This is a genomic window from Hymenobacter miniatus (assembly GCF_016427455.1).
Taxonomy (GTDB): Bacteria; Bacteroidota; Bacteroidia; order Cytophagales; family Hymenobacteraceae; genus Hymenobacter; species Hymenobacter armeniacus.
In genome coordinates this window covers 108581-127669 of sequence record NZ_JAELXR010000010.1, presented here as the reverse complement: position 1 = coordinate 127669, position 19089 = coordinate 108581, and the positions used below count along the sequence as shown (strand labels likewise).

Here is a 19089-nt window from a genome sequence, read left to right as displayed (position 1 = left end):
AGCCATGGAAACCCCCGTGCTGCGTCGCCTGCGCGACCTCACCGATTTTGAAGTAGCTGACGACAACCCCGACGTGCGCGGATGGACCGTGCGCGGCAACGATGGCCAGGCCCTGGGCACTGTATTTGAGCTGATTGTGGACCCCGACGCCATGAATGTGCGCTACCTCGACGTGGAGCTGGACTCGCGTTTCCACATCAACGAGCACGAAAACCACATCCTGCTGCCCATCGGGGCTGCTTCGCTCGATGAAGAAGGCGACAACGTGTTTGTGCCGGCGCTCAATGCCGAGTCGGTGCTGAACTATCCGCCCTACATCGAAATTCAGATTACCCGCGAATACGAGGAAGCCATGCTGCGCGCGCTGGGCAAGGAGCCCACCGCCAATCCTCGCTTCTACGAGCAGGAATCGTTCGATACCGACAGCTTCTACAGCCGCCGGGCGTCGTGATTCGTCCGCCTGCTACTGCCGCGCAATCTGGCGCGTAAGCACCTGCCCGTCGGGCAGGCGCAAGCTGAGCACGTAGATGCCCGGCGCCAGGCCAGCCGCTTCTATGCGCAGGGCGCCCGCGCCGGCCGGTGTGCTGGTAATGGCCACGGGCTGGCCGAGCATGTCCTGGCAGCGAATTGCCGTGGGCAGCACGTTGCCGCTGATGAAAAAGGCGTCGGCGAAGGGATTGGGGTAGATGCTGAAATCGGCCTCAGTGGCACGGCGCGCGGCGCTGACGATGCGATTGGGCGTAGCCAGCCAGATGGTGGCGTTGAGCAGAATACGGGCGTGGTCGCCGTTGGCCTCCGCGGCCCAGCCGTCGTAAAGGTTATTGCCAGGGGCGCCGGTGCCGTCGTCGGGCGGCGACGAATCGCCGAGGGCGGCCACGCGGCCCCGGCCGTAGCGAGCCCACGCCACCAGGGCGCCGGTGGTGCCGGTAGTGGCCGCGCCGGGCCGGAACAGGGCGCCGTGCACGCTGGCATTGGCCGCCGGGCTCAGCGTGAGGCTGGCGCCGTTGTGGTATTCCATGGCCACGGGGTTGCCGGCGGGGCCGTGTAGCAGCGAGTCGGCCGGGGCCGCCGCCGCGCCCACGCCGCTGGTGAAGGTGAGGTTGTTCAAGTCGAAGGTGATGCCGAAGGGGTTGGCGGGGCTGGCCGAACTCATCAGGTCGTTCCAGATAGCCGGCGAATCCCAACCGTCGCCGTTGCGGTCCGAAATGGTGTGGTCCGAAATCATGAACAGGCCCCCGCCATTACGCACGTAGTTCAGAATGGCCGTTTTCTCGGCCGCGGTGTAGCGCGTGTTGGGCTCGTCCACAATGTAAGCCGCGTAGTTGCGCAGGTCCTGGGCATTGCTGGCGTCGCCGTAGGTGATGCGGCCGCTGCTGGGTAGAGTCTCAACTTGGTAGCCGCGCTTCACCAATGCGATGCCCCACGACGAGATGGCACCCGTCCAGAATCCTTCGGGCGTGCTGGCCGAGATGGTGCTTTGAGCGGGCGTGGGCAGGCGCTGAGCGCTGCCTGCCACGTCGGCATCAATCACCCAGTCGGCGTTGCCGGCCGTTTGAGCTTTTGTGGCATCAAATAGGATTTTGACAGCTTGCTGGGCTCGGGCCTGGGTGCTGGCTGCTAAGCTAAGAACAAAGGATAACGCGTAGCAAAAGCGCATTTGGGTGGGAAATTGCGGGGGACGAAACCTCGAAGTTACAGCAAATGCGGTTGATGGAAATATAAATATGCGAGAAGGCCCTGCCGAACTATGCTCAACAGGGCCTTCACCGACATGCGTTTGCGGGTGTGCTAATTCCGCCGAATCATCTCGGCCACGGCCTCTACCCATTGCGGCTCCGAATTCAGCGAGGGCACCAGCTGCCAGTGCTTGCCGCCTGCCTCCTCAAACATTTCCTTGAATTCTTCGCCCACCTCGATGGTGGTTTCGAGGCAGTCGGCCACGAAGGCAGGGGAGAAGGCCAATACGTTGTGAATGCCCTTGGCGGGGTATTCCTTCAGCACTTCGTCGGTGTAGGGCTGCAGCCAGGGGTCGCGCAGGCGGCTTTGCAGGCGGCTCTGGAAAGCCACCGTGTATTGCTCGGGGCCAATGCCCAGGCCTTCGGCCACCAGGCGCGACGTGGCGAAGCACTGGGCGCGGTAGCAATATTGGTTCTGTGGCGTGAGCGTGTCGCAGCAGCTGCCGAAGCGGCAATAGTTGGTGGGGTCGCCTTTCTTGACGTGGCGCTCTGGAATGCCGTGGTAGCTGAACACGATGTGGTCGTAGTCGTGCTTGGCCATTTCGGCCCGGCCCCGCGCCACGATGGTGGCAATGAAGCCGGGGTCGGTAGCAAACTGGCTGATGAAGCTGATGCTGGGCACCACCCACCAGTCTTTCACGATGTCCATCACCTTCTCCTGCACCGAGCCCGTGCTGGCCGACGCATACTGCGGAAACAACGGCAGCACAATGATGCGCTCTACCTCGGCCGCGCGCAGTTCCTCCAGCGCCTTCTCGATGCTGGGCTTCTGGTAGCGCATGCCGAAGGCCACCACGTAGCGCTCGCCCAGTTCGGCCTGCACTTTCTGTTGCAAGTCGAGGCCGTGGAAGAGCAGGGGCGAGCCCCGCTCAGTCCAGAGTTCCTTGTAAATCTTGGCCGACTTGGGCGCCCGCAGCGGCACTACCAGCCCCTGAAACAGCGGGTAGCGAATGGCGGCCGGCATGTCGACCACGCGGCCGTCGGTGAGGAATTCGTTGAGGTAGCGACGCACGTCGGGCGTATTGGGCGAGTCGGGCGTGCCGAGGTTGACGAGCAGCACGCCAATGCGGGCGTTGGGCGAAGTAGTGGAATTCATGGGGGGCAAAGGTCGGAACTGTGGCGGAGTGTAGCGCGGACTTTTAGTCCGCGAGCGAATGGTGCCTGGTCACGGACTCGCAGAGTCTACGCTACACGTGCCTGCCCAGCAAACAGCCGGCCGCGGGCATGGTTTCGGAGACGACCCGTAATGGCCGATTTGCGGCCAGGTCTAGCTTTTGCGCCCGGAAAGCCGTACCTTTGCGGCCCTGATTATCAAACCCATCCATCGTGAATCCCGAAACCAAACCCCACCGCGCCGGCTTTGTGAGCATCATTGGCAAGCCCAACGTGGGCAAGTCCACGCTCATGAACGCGCTGGTGGGCGAGCGGCTTAGCATCGTCACGAGCAAGGCCCAGACCACGCGCCACCGCATCCTGGGCATCCTCAACGGCGATGATTTTCAGCTGATTTATTCCGATACGCCCGGCATCATTCAGCCCAAGTACGAGCTGCACAACGCCATGATGTCGTTCGTGTACTCGTCGCTCGAAGACGCTGACGTGGTACTGTTTGTGACCGATATCTACGAGAAACACGACGAAGAGCCCGTGGTAGAGCGCCTGCGTAAGATGGTGGACACGCCCATCATCTTGCTCGTCAACAAGATTGACCAGGCTGAGCAGGCCGATGTGGAGGCCAAATTGGCTTACTGGAAAGAGCAGTTGCCCAACGCCGCCGAGGTACTGCCCATTTCGGCCCTCAACGCCTTTGGCACCGAACGGGTGCTGGAAATGGTGCTCGAACGCCTGCCCATTCACCCCGCCTACTACCCCAAAGACGAACTGACCGACAAGCCCGAGCGTTTTTTCGCCGCCGAAATGGTGCGCGAGAAAATCTTCAAGCTCTATAAAAAGGAGATTCCCTACAGTTGCGAGGTCGTTATCGAAGAGTTTAAGGAAGAAGACGCCATTATCCGCATCCGCGGCATCATCTACGTGGAGCGGAGCAGCCAGAAGGGCATCGTCATCGGCCAGGGCGGCGAGGCGCTGAAGAAAGTAGGCACCTGGGCGCGAGAGGAAATGGAGAAGTTTTTCCTCAAAAAGGTGTTTCTGGAGCTGCACGTGAAAGTGAACGAGAACTGGCGCACCGACGCGAAAGCGCTGAGCCGGTTTGGATATCAATAAATAATTCGTCTGTCATCCTGAGCGCAGCGAAGGACCTTCTCACGCCTGAGTTGCTTGTGGCAAAAGCAAAACGGCGCAGGCGTGAGAAGGTCCTTCGCTGCGCTCAGGATGACAGAGAAAATACATTCCGACCATCTATAACATACATAACCCCGGGCACTGCCGAATCTAGGTCGGGTCGGCGGCTGGGGCCACACAACATGTCTAAGCAGAACACCATCGCCATCGTGGGGCGGCCCAACGTGGGCAAATCCACGCTTTTCAACCGCCTCGTGGGCCAGCGCAAGGCCATCATGGACAACGAGAGCGGCGTGACCCGCGACCGTCATTACGGCTACGGCGACTGGATTGGCAAGAACTTCACCGTGATTGACACGGGCGGTTACGTGCATAATTCGGAAGACATTTTCGAGGGCGAAATCAACAAGCAGGTGAAGCTGGCCATTGAAGAGGCCGACGTGGTGCTCTTCATGGTGGACGCCGAAGCCGGCGTGCACGGCCTCGACGAGGAGTTTGCCTCGGTGCTGCGCCGCTACCTGGGCAAAAAGCCCATCTACCTGGTGGCCAACAAGGCCGACACCAACCTGCGCGCCCACGGCGCCGGCGAGTTTTATTCGCTGGGCCTCGGCGACGGCGAAATCTTCGCCATTAGCAGCCAGAACGGCCACGGCACCGGCGAACTGCTCGACCAGGTGGTGAGCCATTTCAACGACCCCGGCGAGGAAGAGCCCGAGTCAGAGATTCCGCGCATTGCCGTGGTGGGCCGCCCCAACGTGGGCAAGTCCAGCCTCGTGAACCTGCTGCTGGGCGAAGACCGCAGCATCGTGACCGACATCGCCGGTACCACCCGCGACTCGATTTCGGCCCGCTACAATGCCTTCGGCAACGAGTTTATCCTCGTCGACACGGCCGGTTTGCGCCGCAAGGCCAAGGTGAGCGAGGATGTGGAGTTTTACGCCAACATGCGCAGCCTGCGCGCGCTGGAAGAGTCGGACGTGTGCATCGTGATGCTCGACGCCAGCCGCGGCATCGAGGCCCAGGACGTGAACATCATCACCCTGGCCGACAAAAACCGCAAAGGCATCGTCATTTTGGTGAACAAGTGGGACCTGGTGGAGGACAAGCAGACCAACACCGCCAAGGAGTTTGAGGCGAAAATCATGGAGAAGCTGGCGCCCATTGCCTACCCGCCCGTCATTTTCATTTCGGTGCTCAACAAGCAGCGCGTGCACAAGGCCATCGAAACGGCCATCGAAGTGTACCACAACAAGCGCCGCAAAATTCCGACTTCGCAGCTCAACGACGTGATGCTGAAGGAGATTGAGCGGTACGGTCCGCCGGCCGTGAAGGGCAAGATGGTTCGCATCAAGTACGTGACGCAGCTGCCCACCCACAACCCGGTGTTTGCCTTCTTCTGCAACCTGCCGCAGTACGTGACGGCCAGCTACACGCGCTACCTCGAAAACCGCATGCGCGAGAACTTCGACTTCAAGGGCGTGCCCATCGGCATTGTGTTCCGCAAGAAATAAGTGGACCAACCGCGGACCGGGGAAAAAGCTCGTTCATAAAATCTTCGCAAATTTTTTGAATGAGTGGGTTACCTAATCAAAGCCGGAGTATAAAGCCGCACATTTGAAGAATTGCCTGGTGCAGCGCTTCAACCATTGCCTTGTATCTCACCCCACATTTTAACCCCAACCCCAGATGAAAAAAGTATTGTTCCTCGCCCTGGCTGCTGCTTCGTTCTCGTTCACCGCTTGCGAAAGCAAGAAAGAAGAGGCTACCGAGCAGGCTGCTGACAACGTAGAAGCTGCTGGCGAAGCCAAAGCTGATGCCATGGAGAACCAAGCTGACGCCGTACGTGACTCGGCTGATGCCAAGGCTGACAAAATGGAAGACGGTGCCGACAAAATGGCCCCCGCTACCGAAACCCCCGCTGAAGAAGTGAAGAAGTAATACTTCGCCTTACGGCACAAAAAAAGCCCCACCGGAAACGGTGGGGCTTTTTTTGTGGTGTTTACAGGTCGGTTTCCGGAGCGCCCAGGCGGCGGTTTAGCACGTGGTCCACTACCTCAAACAGCCGGCGCGGTTCGTAGGTCCGCCACGGTAGGTCGTCGAGCTGCCCGCCGAAGTTGATGTAGTTGTCGACGTTGTATTGCTTCATCTCGCGCTGCACGTGCTCCAGGAAGTTCACGCCCGCAATCCAGCCGTCTTCTACGTCTTCGTACCACTCCTCGTAATAGTCGTCGTCGGAGCCGTGGAAGTTGAACACGTTCTCGCCCACCAGAATGAACTTGCGAATGCCCTCGTGCACCAGCACATCGATGATGTTGCGCTTGAGCTCCATGATGTCATTCTCGATGGCGTCGTTCCACTCGCCGATGAACTCCAGAATGGCAATGCCGTCCTCGTAATCGGCAAACAGGATTTTGAAAAACAGCGTGTCGGAGCCCAGGCTATCCCACTGCGGGTGAATGTAGTAGCCGTAGATGGTGTTGGTGTACGCCTCCAGGCTGTTCTCGGCTTCGAAGAGGGGCGAGCGGGGGTCTTCGGAAGCGGAATACTGGTCAATCCAGTTATAGTACGGCTCGATGGTGTGCATAGCGGAGTAGCACCGGCTGTAGCCGGTGCCTACCTAGAAACGCCATTAAGCCCGAATCGTTCGGCCGAAAAAATAAGCCGGTGAGCCACAAGGCAAAGCAGGTGGTGTTACTGCTTTGCCCGGGCATCCAGCGCGGCGCGCACGCCGCCGTGCTGCTTCAGCAGCTGCACGGCTTCGGCTTCTTCAATGCCCAACTCTTCCATGAGCATTTTCTCGCCGCGGTGCACCAGCTTTTCGTTCGAGAGCTGCATATCGACCATCTTGTTGCCCTTCACGCGGCCCAGGCGAATGAACGTGGCGGTGGTGAGCATGTTGAGCACCAGTTTCTGGGCCGTGCCGGCTTTGAGGCGCGTGCTGCCCGTGAGGAACTCCGGCCCCGTCACCACTTCCACCGGAAACTCGGCTGCCGCGGCCACGGCCGAGCCGGCGTTGCACACCACGCAGCCGGTGGCCAGGCCCGCCTCCCGGGCCCGGTTCAGCCCGCCAATGACGTAGGGCGTGCGCCCCGAAGCGGCAATGCCCACCAGCACGTCGTTGGCGTTGATGTTGTGCTGCTGCAAATCAATCCAGGCTTGTTCGGCGTCGTCTTCGGCACCTTCCACGGCTTGGCGAATGGCGCCGTCGCCGCCGGCCATGATGCCCACCACCAAGCTTGCCGGCACGCCGAACGTGGGCGGACACTCCGACGCATCCACCACGCCCAGCCGCCCGCTGGTGCCCGCCCCGATGTAAAACAACCGCCCACCGGCGCCCAGCCGCGCCACAATGGCCTCCACCAGCCGCTCAATTTGGGGCAGGGCTTTGGCCACGGTGTCGGGCACGGTGTGGTCGAGGCGGTTCATGCCGGCCAGCAGCTCGGACGTGGAGAGGGTTTCGAGGTGGTCGAATTCGGACGGGGATTCGGTGGTCATGGCGCGGGGTTACATCAGGGTCCCAATGACGGGAAAATTATCAAATACGTTGGCCGTGTGCGGGGCATCACGGTCGAGTTCGGCGGTGAGGTCCTGGCCGGCCCAGTGCTCGTAGTGGTTGCCGCGCCGCCACAGACGCGAGCGGCTCACGTCGTAAATCCGACCTTGGTAGGCCACCCAGATTTCGTCGCGGTCCTGCCCATTGCGCAGGGCCAGCTGGCGCTTGGTGTAGGTAGGGAGGGCGACCGAATTATCTTGAACGGGCAAGGCTAAAGAACGTCATGAAGAGCGCAGCGAAGCATCTCGCTCGCAGTAAGTAATTAGTTGCGCTGGCGAGATGCTTCGCTGCGCTCTTCATGACGTTCTGTATTTTTCATACCATAGAAAACCTAGCTCAGCAAGGCCTGCAGTCGAATCCAGCGCTGCGGCAAGTCACCTTGCGAGGCGTTTAGGTAGTCTTCGTAGGTGCAGGGCACCACGCGCTTCACGGCGTTGTCGCCCAAGCGCTCCACTTCCATCCACCACTTGTCGGCGCGGCGCGATTTGTAGAACACCAGCTTATCGGGGTTGCCGGGCAGCACCACGGTGTAGGTGAGGAAGCGGAAGGTGCCGAAGCCCGTTTCGGGCCGGCGGTGGTAGAAGCCTTCCACAAAATACCAGAGCATGGTGGCCAGCGTGGCGGCGGCCATGCCGTTGGTGTCCTGGTCGGTGCGGTAGCCATAGAGGCCGAAGGAGCTGAGCTGCTCGTTGTGGCCCGCGTACCAGCACAACTGCGTGGCTTCCTCGTTGCCGAGGCCGAAGGGATAGGCCGGATAATAGCCCGGCGCGTCCTGCCAGCGAATGGCGGCAATGTCGACGCTCATGAAATCGGCCTGCCGAATGAGCGGCTCCGACAGGCGTCGGTCGGCCCGCACCTCGCCCACGCTCATGGTTTCGAAGTGCATCTTCTCCAGCGCCACCAGCACTTCGGGCGGCGTGAGGTACTGCTGGTGGCCCAAGTGGGCCAGGCTGAACACGAAATTAGGTTCGTGCACCAGCATGCGGCGCAGGTGGCTGTCTTCGGGCGCGGTGCCGGGGCCGGGCTCGGCCATGTCGGGCCGCGAGTCGACCATGGCGAAGCTGATGGCGCGGTTCTGGGTTTCGTAGGCCAGGAACTGGCCGTAGTCGAGGTCGTGGCTGCCGCCGAGCAGGATGGGTACCGTGTTTTCCTCAATTAGGGCCCCGATTATTTCGCGCAGGCGCTGGTAGGTGTCTTCCAGGGTGAGGCCGGGGCGCAGGTTGCCCAGGTCGACGAGGCGCACGGCGCCGCTGCCTTTCTGCAGGCTGTAGAAGCGGTGGCGCACCTCGTTGGCGCCGTGGCGGCTGGGGTGGCCGGTGGCGCTGCCGCGCCATTCGTCCAGTCCGATGAGGGCCAGGTCGGCGGCACGCCAGTCCGGAAACGTTTCGGTGAAGCGGGTGGCGTAGGCGGCCAGCGTGGTGGGCGCGGGCGCAGCGGCGGTCAGCGTTTCCGGCAGAGGGTCAAAAAACAGGGCCAGGTTCATTGGGGACGGAAAAGCAAGCGGCCCAAAATTACACAGGAAAAGGCCGCGCCGGTGGTTTTTTGACCGTTTTTGCGGCTCGATTGGTTTTTACCCGTAAGCCCAACCGTGCTGTTGCGCCCCCGGGGCCTAGCTTGCCCGAGAAAAAAGCTTTTTATTTAAGGTGAATTTCATTCGCCTGCTTTCGCAAATCCCACCCTCATGGACGTTCGTCGCGCCTTCGATATCCTCCCGCATCAAATTGCCACTTCGCCCAAGCCCGATGCCTTGGCGTCGAAAATAAACGGGCAGTGGGTGCCCATCAGCAGCCAGCAATTGCTCGACCAGGCCAACCTCGTCAGCCTGGGCCTCGTGTCGCTTGGCCTCAAGCGCGGCGACAAGGTGGCCATTATCAGCATGAACCGCCCGGAGTGGATGCTGGCCGATTTCGGCATCTCCCAAATCGGGGCCACCAGCGTGCCCATGTACCCCAGCATCACCGTCGAGGATTACAAGTACATCTTCACCGACGCCGGCGTGCGAGCCGTTTTCGTGGCCGACGCCAAGCTGTTCGACAAGGTGAAGGAAGCCACGCAGGACCTCGACATTCCCGCCGAAAACATCTTCACGTTCGACAAAATTGACGGTGCTCGCCACTTCAGCGAACTGCTCGAGATTGGCAAAAAGGGCAATCCTGCCGACCTCGACCCGCTGAAGGCTGCCGTGGAACCCGACGATTTGCTCACCCTCATCTACACCAGCGGCACCACCGGCAGCCCCAAGGGCGTGATGCTCACGCACGACAACATCCTGAGCAACTGCCGTAATTCGCAGCGGTTTGTGCCCGTCACGAAGGACGACAAAGCGTTGAGTTTCCTGCCGCTCTGCCACATTTTCGAGCGCATGGTAACGTACCTGTATATGATAAACGGCGTGAGCATCTACTACGCCGAAAGCATGGACGTGATTGCCGACAACCTGCGCGAGGTGAAGCCCCAGATTTTCACCACCGTGCCCCGCCTGCTGGAAAAAGTGTATGACAAGATTGTGGCCAAAGGTCACGAGCAGGAAGGCATCAAGAAAAGCTTGTTCTTCTGGGCTCTGGATTTGGGCTTGAAGTTCGACACGCAGAAAGACCAGGGATTTCTCTACAACACGCAACTGGCGCTAGCCAACAAAATCATTTTCAATAAATGGCGTGAAGCGCTGGGTGGCAACCTGCGCTGCATTGTGAGCGGCGGCGGAGCCCTGCAGCCGCGCTTGGCGCGTGTGTTCTGGGCTGCGGGCATCCGGGTCATGGAGGGGTATGGTCTCACCGAAACTTCACCCGTAATTGCTGTGGGCGGCTACGAGCCCGAGAACAACATGATTGGCACTGTGGGCCCGCTCATCGACAACATGGAAGTGAAAATTGCCCAGGACGGCGAGATTCTGACCAAGTCGGCTTCCGTGATGAAAGGCTACTACAACAAGCCCGACCTCACGGCTGAGGTGTTTGACAAGGAGGGCTGGTTCCACACCGGCGATATTGGCGAGCTGGTGAACGGCAAATTCTTGAAAATCACCGACCGCAAGAAGGAGATGTTCAAGACGTCGGGCGGCAAATACATTGCCCCGCAGGTCATCGAAGGCAAGTTGAAGGAAGACCCGCTCATTGAGCAGGCCATGGTGGTGGGCGCCGACCAGAAGTTTCCCTCCGCGCTGGTCATCCCCTCGTTCTCGGACCTGAAGGGCTGGTGCAAGCGCAACAACGTGAATTGCGACTGCTCCAACGAAGAACTCATCAAAAACGAGAAAATCGTGGACCTCTTCGAAGGGCTGGTGAAGAAGTACAACCAAAGCTTCGCGCAGTGGGAGCAGGTGAAGCGCATTGTGCTGCTGCCCGAACTCTGGACCGTGGAAAGCGGCGAGATGACACCCACCATGAAGGTGAAGCGCAAGGTGATTACCGAGAATAACAAGGACCTCATCGACAGCCTGTACCTGCAGGCCGAGAAGCGTTAAACGACTCTGGCGAAGGGCGTCAGAGAGGCGCCTTTCGCTGGTTTGCGCACACAAAAAGGAAGTTGGGGAAGCCGGCAAAGGCGGCGCTTCTCCAACTTTTTTAATTGGAAACTAGTATGCAAGCCTAACAAATTTTTCGTAAGTTTACCGCACTTACCGTCTGCTTATGAAACCCGAAGAAACCGTCGATTACAACATCAAAGTGGCTTGGCATGCGATTTCGCGGATGTACAACACCCAGGCGGCGCAGAACGACATCACCACCAGCATTGGCTTTGTGTTGCTGAACATCGACCAGGAGAAGGGAACGCCGGCTACCAAAATTGCGCCGCTGCTGGGCCTCGAAACCCGCAGCCTGACCCGCATTTTGCGCAGCATGGAGGAAAAAGGCCTCATCTACAAACAGGCCGATTCGGTGGACAAACGCTCGGTGCGCATTTTTCTGACCCCGCTCGGGCTGGAGAAAAAAGAGGTGTCGCGCCAGACCGTGCGCCACTTCAACCTGAAAGTGCGCGAGAAAATCCCGCAGAGCCAGCTCGATAATTTCTTTAAAGTAGCCGCCCAGATTACGGGCATGATTGAGGGCAAAACCCTTTTCGAAGACTTTGTGCTGAAACCATTGCGGCAAGAAAGCTCTGCTTCTTAAAAACGCTACCGGTCCGAGGTGCTTCGCGGCGCTCGGTATGCCGCTACTATTCCCTCACCTCATTACCCCTAACCACCCAAGAAAGAGGATGAAACGAACCATCAAGAAAGTTGCCGTGCTGGGTTCCGGCGTCATGGGCTCGCGCATTGCCTGCCACTTCGCCAACATTGGCGTGCAGGTGCTGCTGCTGGACATTGCGCCCAAGGAGCTGCTGCCCGACGAAGAGAAAAAAGGCCTGAAGCTGGACGCTCCCGCCGTGCGCAACCGCATCGTGAACGCCGCGCTGCAGGCCGCCATCACCGCCAACCCGTCGCCGCTCTACCGCAAGGCCGACGCCAGCCGCATCAAAACCGGCAACCTCGACGACAACCTGAAAGACATTGCCGGCTGCGACTGGACCATTGAGGTCGTGGTAGAGCGGCTCGACATCAAAAAGAGCCTCTACGAGCGGGTTGAGCAGTTTCGCAAGCCCGGCACGCTCATCACCAGCAACACTTCGGGCATTCCGATTCACCTGCTGGCCGAGGGCCGGTCGGAGGATTTCAAGAAGCATTTTGCGGGCACGCACTTCTTCAACCCGCCGCGCTACCTGAAGCTGCTCGAAATCATTCCGACGCCGGATACCGACGCGGAGGTGCTGGATTTCCTGCAGCACTACGGCGACTTGTACCTGGGCAAAACCGTGGTTTTGGCCAAGGACACACCCGGCTTCATTGCCAACCGCGTGGGCGTGTTCGCCCTGCTCGACGCCATGCAGACCATGCAAAAGCTGGGTTTGACCGTGGAAGAAACCGACAAGCTGACCGGCCCGGTGATTGGCCACGCGAAGTCGGCCACCCTGCGCACTTCCGACGTGGTGGGCCTTGATACGACAATCAACGTGGCCAACGGCCTGGCCCAGGGCCTGCCCAACGACGAGGCGAAGGACGTATTCATGCTGCCCGATTTCGTGAAGAAGATGGGCGAGAGCAAGTGGCTGGGCGACAAAACCGGCCAGGGTTTCTATAAGAAAGTGAAGGGCGAAGGCGGCAAGTCGGAAATTCACGCGCTGGACCTCAACACGCTGGAATACAAGCCGAGCCAGAAGGTGAAATTCGCCACGCTGGAGCTGACCAAGAGCATCGACAAGCTGGCCGACCGGTTCAAAGTACTAGTAGGAGGGAAAGACAAAGCCGGCGAATTCTACCGCCTGAGTTTCGGCAGCCTGTTTGCCTACGTGAGCAACCGCGTGCCGGAAATCTCCGACCAGCTGTACAAGATTGACGACGCCCTGCGCGCCGGCTTCGGCTGGGAAATGGGCCCGTTCGAAACCTGGGACGCCCTGGGCCTGCAAGCCGGCATCGACCTGGCCAAAGCAGCTGGCCGCAACGTGGCGCCGTGGATAGAAGAAATGCTGGCCGCCGGCAACCCGACCTTCTACAAGGTGGACGCCAGCGGCGCGCGCCAGTTCTACGACATCGAATCGAAGAGCTACCAGGCCATTCCGGGCGTAGAGAACTTCATCATCCTCGACAACCTACGCGCCAGCGGCAAGGTGCTCTGGAAAAACTCCGGCGCCTCGGTGGTCGACCTCGGCGACGGCATCCTGAACGTGGAGTTCCACTCCAAGATGAACGCGCTGGGCCAGGACGTCATCGAAGGCTTGCTGCGCGGCGTGGACATGGCCGAAAAAAGCTACCGCGGCCTCGTGGTGGGCAATGACGCCCCGCAGTTCTCAGCCGGCGCCAACCTCGGCCTCGTGTACATGCAGGCCCTGGAGCAGGAATTCGATGAGTTGAACCTGATGATTTCGCAGTTCCAGAACGCCATGATGCGGATGCGCTACAGCAGCATTCCGGTGGTGGGTGCCCCGCATGGCCTCACACTGGGCGGCGGCTGCGAGCTGAACCTGCACTGCGACCGCGTGGTAGCCGCGGCCGAATCCTACATCGGCCTCGTGGAATTCGGCGTGGGCCTGATTCCCGGCGGCGGCGGCACCAAGGAAATGACCCTGCGCACGGCCGCCAAGTACGAAGAAGGCGAGCCGGAATTCAACCTGCTCCGCAACACCTACATGACCATCAGCACGGCCAAAGTCTCAACCTCGGCCGCCGAAGCCTTCGACCTGGGCTTCCTGCGCCGCGGCGACGAAATCGTAGTCAACAGCAACCGCGTCATCGCCGCCGCCAAAGCTGCCGCGCTGGAGCTGGCCGATGCCGGCTACACCCAGCCCACGCCGAAAACCAACATCAAAGTGCACGGCAAAGGCGCACTGGCCATGTTCAAAACCGGCGTGTACGCCATGCAGCAAGGCAACTACATCTCGACCCACGACCAGCTCATTGCCGACAAACTGGCCTACGTGATGTGCGGCGGTGACCTGTCCTCGCCCACCGAAGTGAGCGAGCAGTACCTGCTGGACTTGGAGCGCGAAGCCTTCCTCAGCCTCTGCGGCGAGCGCAAGACCCTGGAGCGCATTCAGAGCATTCTGACCACTGGCAAGCCGCTGCGCAACTAATCAAATTGTCATGCTAACGGGGGCGGCATCTTATCATAGCTGCCTTTGTTAGGTTCATAACCCCTAGCAGTTGAGGATTGATAAGGTCCTTCGCTGCGCTCAGGATGACATTTCAAACAACATGAACCAGACTGCATATATCGTTGCCGGATACCGCACCGCCGTGGGTAAAGCCCCGCGCGGCGGCTTCCGTTTCACCCGGCCCGACGACCTCGCGGCCACCGTTATCAAGCACCTCGTGGCCCAGGTGCCGGCCCTCGACCCCACGCGCATCGACGACGTCATCGTCGGCAATGCCGTGCCGGAGGCCGAGCAAGGCCTGCAAATGGGCCGCCTCATTTCGCTGCTAGCGCTGCCCATCAACGTGCCCGGCCTCATCGTGAACCGCTACTGCGGCTCCGGCGTCGAAACCATTGCCATGGCCGTGGGAAAAATCTCGGCTGGCATGGCCGACTGCATCATCGCGGGCGGCACCGAAAGCATGAGCATGGTGCCCACCGTGGGCTGGAAAACCGTGCCCAACTACAAGCTGGCCATGCAGCACCCCGATTACTACATGGGCATGGGCCTCACCGCCGAAGCCGTGGCCAACGACTATAAAATCAGCCGCCAGGACCAGGACGAATTCTCGTACAGCTCGCACCAGAAGGCCATTAAGGCCATCGAAGGCGGCAAGTTCAAGAAGCAGATTGTGCCCGTGACCGTGGAGGAAACCTACCTCGACCAGGCCACCGGCAAGAAGAAAAACCGCTCCTATGTGGTGGACACCGACGAAGGTCCCCGCGCCGACACCTCGGTAGAAGCCCTTGCCCGGCTGCGCCCCGTGTTCGCCGCCAACGGCACCGTGACCGCCGGCAACTCCTCCCAAACCTCCGACGGCGCGGCCTTCGTGCTGGTGATGTCGGAGCGCATGGTGAAGGAGCTGAACCTGGAGCCCATTGCCCGCATGGTGAACTACGCCTCCGAAGGCGTGGACCCGCGCATCATGGGCATGGGCCCCATCAAGGCCGTGCCGAAAGTGCTCAAGCAAGCCGGCCTCAAGCTCGACGACATCGACCTGATTGAGCTGAACGAAGCCTTTGCCTCGCAGTCCATCGCCGTGGTGCGCGAGCTGGGCATCGACCCTGAGAAGCTGAACGTGAACGGCGGCGCCATCGCTCTGGGTCACCCGCTGGGCTGCTCCGGCGCCAAGCTCAGCATCCAGCTCTTCGACGAGCTGCGCGAGCGCGGCAAGAAGTATGGCATGGTCACGGCCTGCGTGGGCGGCGGCCAGGGCGTCGCCGGCATCTACGAGCTGCTGAAGTAGCGAGTATTTACTGAAAAGAAAACCCCGAACGCCGGGGTTTTCTTTTCAGTAAATACTCGGCACGCCTAACATTTTTTCATATCTTGCAACACTAAATCGGCTGCCCCGTTGTTTCTCAAAATAGTAGGCGTGCCGAACACTTTTAACCTTCAATATCCAACTCAACCGTCATGGAAGTAACGCAGAATGCCAGCCTGAAAGGCGGCGAGTTCATCATCAAGCCGACCGATGCGCAGAGCGTCTTCACGCCGGCTGACTTTACCGAAGAGCAGAACATGATGTACCAGACCTGTCTGGACTTCGTGCAAACGGAAGTGTCGCCGCTGCTCGACCGCCTCGACAACCACGAGGAGGGCCTGATGCGCGGCCTTATGGAGAAGGCCGGCCAGCTCGGCCTGTTCGGCGTGAGCATTCCGGAGCAATACGGCGGGCTCGACATGGACTTCCCCACGGCCCTGCGCGTGACCGAGGGCGTGGGCGGCGGCCACTCGTTCCCGGTGGCGTTTGCGGCCCACACGGGTATCGCCATGCTGCCCATTCTGTACTTCGGCAACGACGAGCAGAAGGCCAAGTACCTGCCCGGCCTCACCAGCGGCGAGCTGATGGGCGCCTACTGCCTCACCGAGCCCGGCTCCGGTTCCGACGCCCTGGGTGCCAAGACCAAAGCCGTGCTGAACGCCGAAGGCACGCACTACGTGCTGAACGGCCAGAAAATGTGGATTACCAACGCTGGTTTCGCCGACGTGTTCATCGTGTTTGCCAAGATTGACGGCGAGCAGTTCACGGGCTTCATTGTGGAGAAAAACACGCCCGGCCTAAGCCTCGGCAACGAGGAGCACAAAATGGGCATCAAGGGCTCGTCGACGCGCCAAGTGTTCCTGACCGACGCGCTGGTGCCGAAGGAGAACATTCTGGGTGAGATTGGCAAAGGCCACCTCATCGCCTTCAACGTGCTGAACATCGGCCGCATCAAGCTGGCGGCGGCTTGCCTGGGCGGTGCCAAAGGCGCGGCTAATCAGAGCATCAAATACGCCAACGAGCGGGTGCAGTTCAAGCTGCCCATCAGTAAGTTTGGCGCTATTCGCCACAAGCTGGCCCAGCAGGCCATCCGCATGTACGCCGTCGAATCGGCCATCTACCGCGCCGGCGACGACATCTATCGCATGGAGCAGAAGCTCATGGCCGAAGGCAAAGGGGCCAACGAGGCCCTGCTGGGCGCCGCCCGCGAGTTTGCCGTGGAGTGCGCCATTCTGAAAGTGGAAGGCTCGGAAGTGCTGGACTACGTGGTAGACGAAGGCGTGCAGGTGTATGGTGGCTACGGCTTCTCGGCCGACTACCCGATGGACCGCGCTTACCGGGACTCGCGCATCAACCGCATTTTCGAGGGCACCAACGAAATCAACCGCCTGCTGGCCGTTGACATGATTCTGAAGAAGGGCCTGAAGGGCGAAATCGACCTGATGGGCCCGGCCCAGGCCGTGCAGCAGGAGCTGATGAGCATCCCGAGCATGAGCCAGGACGAGGAAACCGGCCTGTTCAGCAAGGAGATGAAAACCATTGCCAACCTGAAGAAAGCCATTCTGATGGTGGCTGGCTCGGCCGTGCAGAAGTTCACCGCCACCCTGGCCAAAGAGCAGGAATTGCTGATGAACATCGCCGACATGGCCATCAAAACCTACATCGCCGAAAGTACCCTGCTGCGCGTGGAGAAGGAAGCATCGCTGAAAGGCGAGGAGGCCGTGGCCGCCCAGGCCGACATGGCCCGCGTGTACCTGGCCGACGCCGTGGATTTGGTAGAGAAAGCCGGCAAAGACGCCATCGGCAGCATGGCCGAGGGCGATGAGCAGCGCCTGCTGCTCATGGGCCTGAAGCGCTTCACCAAAGCCGAGCTGGTGAACGTGAAGGAAGCCCGCCGCCGCGTGGCCGCCAAGCTCATCGAAGCCAACGAATACGTGTTCTAAGCCACGAGCACAGCGAATAAAAAAAGGCCGCTCCTGAACCAGGAGCGGCCTTTTCTGTGGTCGGGCGAGAGCTATTTCACCGCTATTTTCTCCAGCTGAAGCGCCGCTGACTTCTTGCTCGGCCGGCTCACGCCGATGATGGTTTTTTCGCCCAGCCAGGTGGTGAAGTCCTTCACGTAGGCCAGCTGCTGGTCGTCGGCCACGTTCAGCTTGAGGCGTTCGGGCGGGCCCACCACGCCGGTTTGGGTGTTTACGCGGCGCAGGTAGAGGTCCGATTTCTTGTTCAGGTTTTCCAGGGTCAGCAGCTGCAGCGTGTTGCCGAAGATGGCGGCGCGGAAGCCAATGCCGGTGTAGGCATCCACGGCCGGGGCCACTTGGTCTTTGGCCACGATGCTGTGCCAGGTGGGCGCGCCAAACTCGTTGTAGCCAAACATGTGCAGCTCGCGGGCGTGCACCGGGGCTTCGCTGCCGCCTTCCTCAAAATGCTTTTCGGCGATGACCACCAGTTGCTTGTCGGCGCTCAGCAGCAGGTCGGTCAGGTACACGTCGTCGAGGCGCTTCACGTCGAGGCCGCTGGCTTTGCTCACTTCGGCCAAGTAAGCGGGCGTGAAGCGGAACTCCGGCGAAAATTTCATGTCGCCACTACCGCTGAAGTCGTATTTCACCACTTTCAAGCTGTAGTACTCGCCGGTGGCGTAGTCGGCGCACAGGGCGGCGGCGTAGAGGCTGCCATCGCCCAGCACCGTGAATTTGGTGTCGCGCACGGTCACCGTGCGCCCGCCAAACACGCCGCCCACGGGCACGCCCAGCACCTTCACCTCCGAGGCCGGGCCGGCCAGGTAGCGGCGCACGGTTAGTTTCTTCATGCCGTCGCTCACCAGCGTCACGTACTGCGTGCCGTCGTTGGCCACGTGCACGGCCGGCGAGAAGAAATCGCCCAGGTCACGGAAATCGTAGGTTTTGTCTTCTAGTTTCAGCAAATCCTGGTCAAACAGCGTGGCCGCAATGCTCTTCACCTGCTGGCCGTAGGTGAGGTAGCGGAAGGCCAGCAGCCGGCTGCCGTTGGGCGAGATGGAGACGCCGGGGCGCCGGTCGCGGGGCGACACACTCATCACCACTTTGGCGGGGCTGCGCTGGCCGTTTTGCAGGTTCACGGCCACTACGGCCAGGTTCTGACCGGCGTCGTCCTTGTGGTGCAGCACCACCAGCGCCTGCTTCGAGCCGCGTCCAAAGGCTTCGAGGGTTTCGCCGGGCGTAATGGGAATGGTGGTGCTCCACTGCTTTTTCAGGTCGGCGTCGTAGCGCTCCACGGAGTAGCCGCCGGCGCTCTGGTGAGCCAGAATGACGAAGCCGGAGCCGTCGGCCAAGGGCAGCGTTTTGGTGGGCACGCGCATGTCGTAGCGGTCGGAGCCCTGCTCGGGCAGGTAGCTGAACGGGGCCGACTTCACCTTCTGCGCTGCGGCATCATTATTGGTAACGGCCCAGCCCAGCGCGCCCAGCAGCCAAGCCCGACGCAGAATATATTTGAAGTGCGATTGCATCATAAGAAAAGAAATATGGCCCATCAGGGCTTCCAAAAGTAGCCATTCCGGCGCTTGCGACCAGGTTTTTATTGGCCGAAGCCCTAATCTTGACCCCATCGAAAAAAAATGTTCGCCAAAGCATAACCTGTTCGCAACGACTTCG

The 19089-nt window shown here is 60.5% G+C and carries 16 protein-coding genes; 9 read left to right on the top strand and 7 right to left on the bottom strand.

Going from position 1 to position 19089, the window contains the following annotated elements:
* Window positions 1–4: 4 nt before the first annotated feature.
* Entirely contained in the window at window positions 5–451 is a 447-nt protein-coding gene (locus tag JAO73_RS16225; protein ID WP_198978193.1) for a PRC-barrel domain-containing protein, read from the top strand.
* 12 nt (window positions 452–463) lie between these two features.
* On the opposite strand, the gene JAO73_RS16220 is transcribed toward JAO73_RS16225, so the two are convergent.
* Window positions 464–1657: a T9SS type A sorting domain-containing protein gene (locus JAO73_RS16220; RefSeq protein ID WP_198978192.1), complete on the bottom strand. Its 1194-nt coding sequence runs from the start codon at window positions 1655–1657 to the stop codon at window positions 464–466.
* Window positions 1658–1788: 131 nt separating this feature from the next.
* Complete coding sequence (hemH, locus tag JAO73_RS16215) at window positions 1789–2832, bottom strand: ferrochelatase (RefSeq protein ID WP_198978191.1); 1044 nt, start codon at window positions 2830–2832, stop codon at window positions 1789–1791.
* A 230-nt stretch (window positions 2833–3062) separates the two neighbouring features.
* On the opposite strand from hemH, the gene era reads away from it, so the two are divergent.
* The 3 genes from era (at window position 3063) to JAO73_RS16200 (ending at window position 5915) form a co-directional block, all read left to right on the top strand.
* Window positions 3063–3959, top strand: coding sequence for a GTPase Era (era, locus tag JAO73_RS16210; protein ID WP_198978190.1), 897 nt, complete (start codon window positions 3063–3065; stop codon window positions 3957–3959).
* Window positions 3960–4159: 200 nt separating this feature from the next.
* Complete coding sequence (gene der / locus JAO73_RS16205; protein WP_198978189.1) at window positions 4160–5488, top strand: ribosome biogenesis GTPase Der; 1329 nt, start codon at window positions 4160–4162, stop codon at window positions 5486–5488.
* A 175-nt stretch (window positions 5489–5663) separates the two neighbouring features.
* Window positions 5664–5915, top strand: a complete 252-nt coding sequence (locus JAO73_RS16200) for a hypothetical protein (RefSeq protein WP_198978188.1) — start codon at window positions 5664–5666, stop codon at window positions 5913–5915.
* Window positions 5916–5976: 61 nt separating this feature from the next.
* Here JAO73_RS16200 and JAO73_RS16195 read toward each other — a convergent pair whose 3' ends face one another.
* The 4 genes from JAO73_RS16195 to JAO73_RS16180 all read right to left on the bottom strand — a co-directional run bounded on the left by JAO73_RS16195 (window position 5977) and on the right by JAO73_RS16180 (window position 9013).
* Window positions 5977–6561, bottom strand: coding sequence for a hypothetical protein (locus JAO73_RS16195; RefSeq protein ID WP_198978187.1), 585 nt, complete (start codon window positions 6559–6561; stop codon window positions 5977–5979).
* Window positions 6562–6668: 107 nt separating this feature from the next.
* Window positions 6669–7472 carry an N-acetylmuramic acid 6-phosphate etherase gene (gene murQ, locus JAO73_RS16190; protein WP_198978186.1) on the bottom strand — a complete coding sequence of 268 codons (804 nt, stop codon included), beginning with the start codon at window positions 7470–7472 and terminating at the stop codon, window positions 6669–6671.
* 9 nt (window positions 7473–7481) lie between these two features.
* Window positions 7482–7739 (bottom strand): cytochrome b5 domain-containing protein, encoded by a 258-nt coding sequence (locus tag JAO73_RS16185; RefSeq protein ID WP_198978185.1) that lies wholly within the window; start codon window positions 7737–7739, stop codon window positions 7482–7484.
* 122 nt (window positions 7740–7861) lie between these two features.
* Window positions 7862–9013 carry an arginase family protein gene (locus tag JAO73_RS16180; RefSeq protein WP_198978184.1) on the bottom strand — a complete coding sequence of 384 codons (1152 nt, stop codon included), beginning with the start codon at window positions 9011–9013 and terminating at the stop codon, window positions 7862–7864.
* A gap of 198 nt (window positions 9014–9211) precedes the next feature.
* On the opposite strand from JAO73_RS16180, the gene JAO73_RS16175 reads away from it, so the two are divergent.
* The 5 genes from JAO73_RS16175 to JAO73_RS16155 all read left to right on the top strand — a co-directional run bounded on the left by JAO73_RS16175 (window position 9212) and on the right by JAO73_RS16155 (window position 17403).
* Window positions 9212–10993, top strand: coding sequence for an AMP-dependent synthetase/ligase (locus JAO73_RS16175; RefSeq protein WP_198978183.1), 1782 nt, complete (start codon window positions 9212–9214; stop codon window positions 10991–10993).
* 166 nt (window positions 10994–11159) lie between these two features.
* The gene (locus tag JAO73_RS16170) at window positions 11160–11639 is read left to right on the top strand and encodes a MarR family winged helix-turn-helix transcriptional regulator (protein ID WP_198978182.1); all 480 of its coding nucleotides are present in this window, start codon (window positions 11160–11162) and stop codon (window positions 11637–11639) included.
* Window positions 11640–11727: 88 nt separating this feature from the next.
* Complete coding sequence (locus JAO73_RS16165) at window positions 11728–14136, top strand: 3-hydroxyacyl-CoA dehydrogenase/enoyl-CoA hydratase family protein (RefSeq protein WP_198978181.1); 2409 nt, start codon at window positions 11728–11730, stop codon at window positions 14134–14136.
* A 121-nt stretch (window positions 14137–14257) separates the two neighbouring features.
* On the top strand, window positions 14258–15442 hold the full coding sequence (locus JAO73_RS16160; RefSeq protein ID WP_198978180.1) for an acetyl-CoA C-acyltransferase: 1185 nt from the start codon (window positions 14258–14260) through the stop codon (window positions 15440–15442).
* Window positions 15443–15612: 170 nt separating this feature from the next.
* Complete coding sequence (locus JAO73_RS16155) at window positions 15613–17403, top strand: acyl-CoA dehydrogenase FadE (protein ID WP_198978179.1); 1791 nt, start codon at window positions 15613–15615, stop codon at window positions 17401–17403.
* A 71-nt stretch (window positions 17404–17474) separates the two neighbouring features.
* Here JAO73_RS16155 and JAO73_RS16150 read toward each other — a convergent pair whose 3' ends face one another.
* Complete coding sequence (locus tag JAO73_RS16150; RefSeq protein ID WP_198978178.1) at window positions 17475–18947, bottom strand: hypothetical protein; 1473 nt, start codon at window positions 18945–18947, stop codon at window positions 17475–17477.
* Between the last annotated feature and the right edge of the window lie 142 nt (window positions 18948–19089).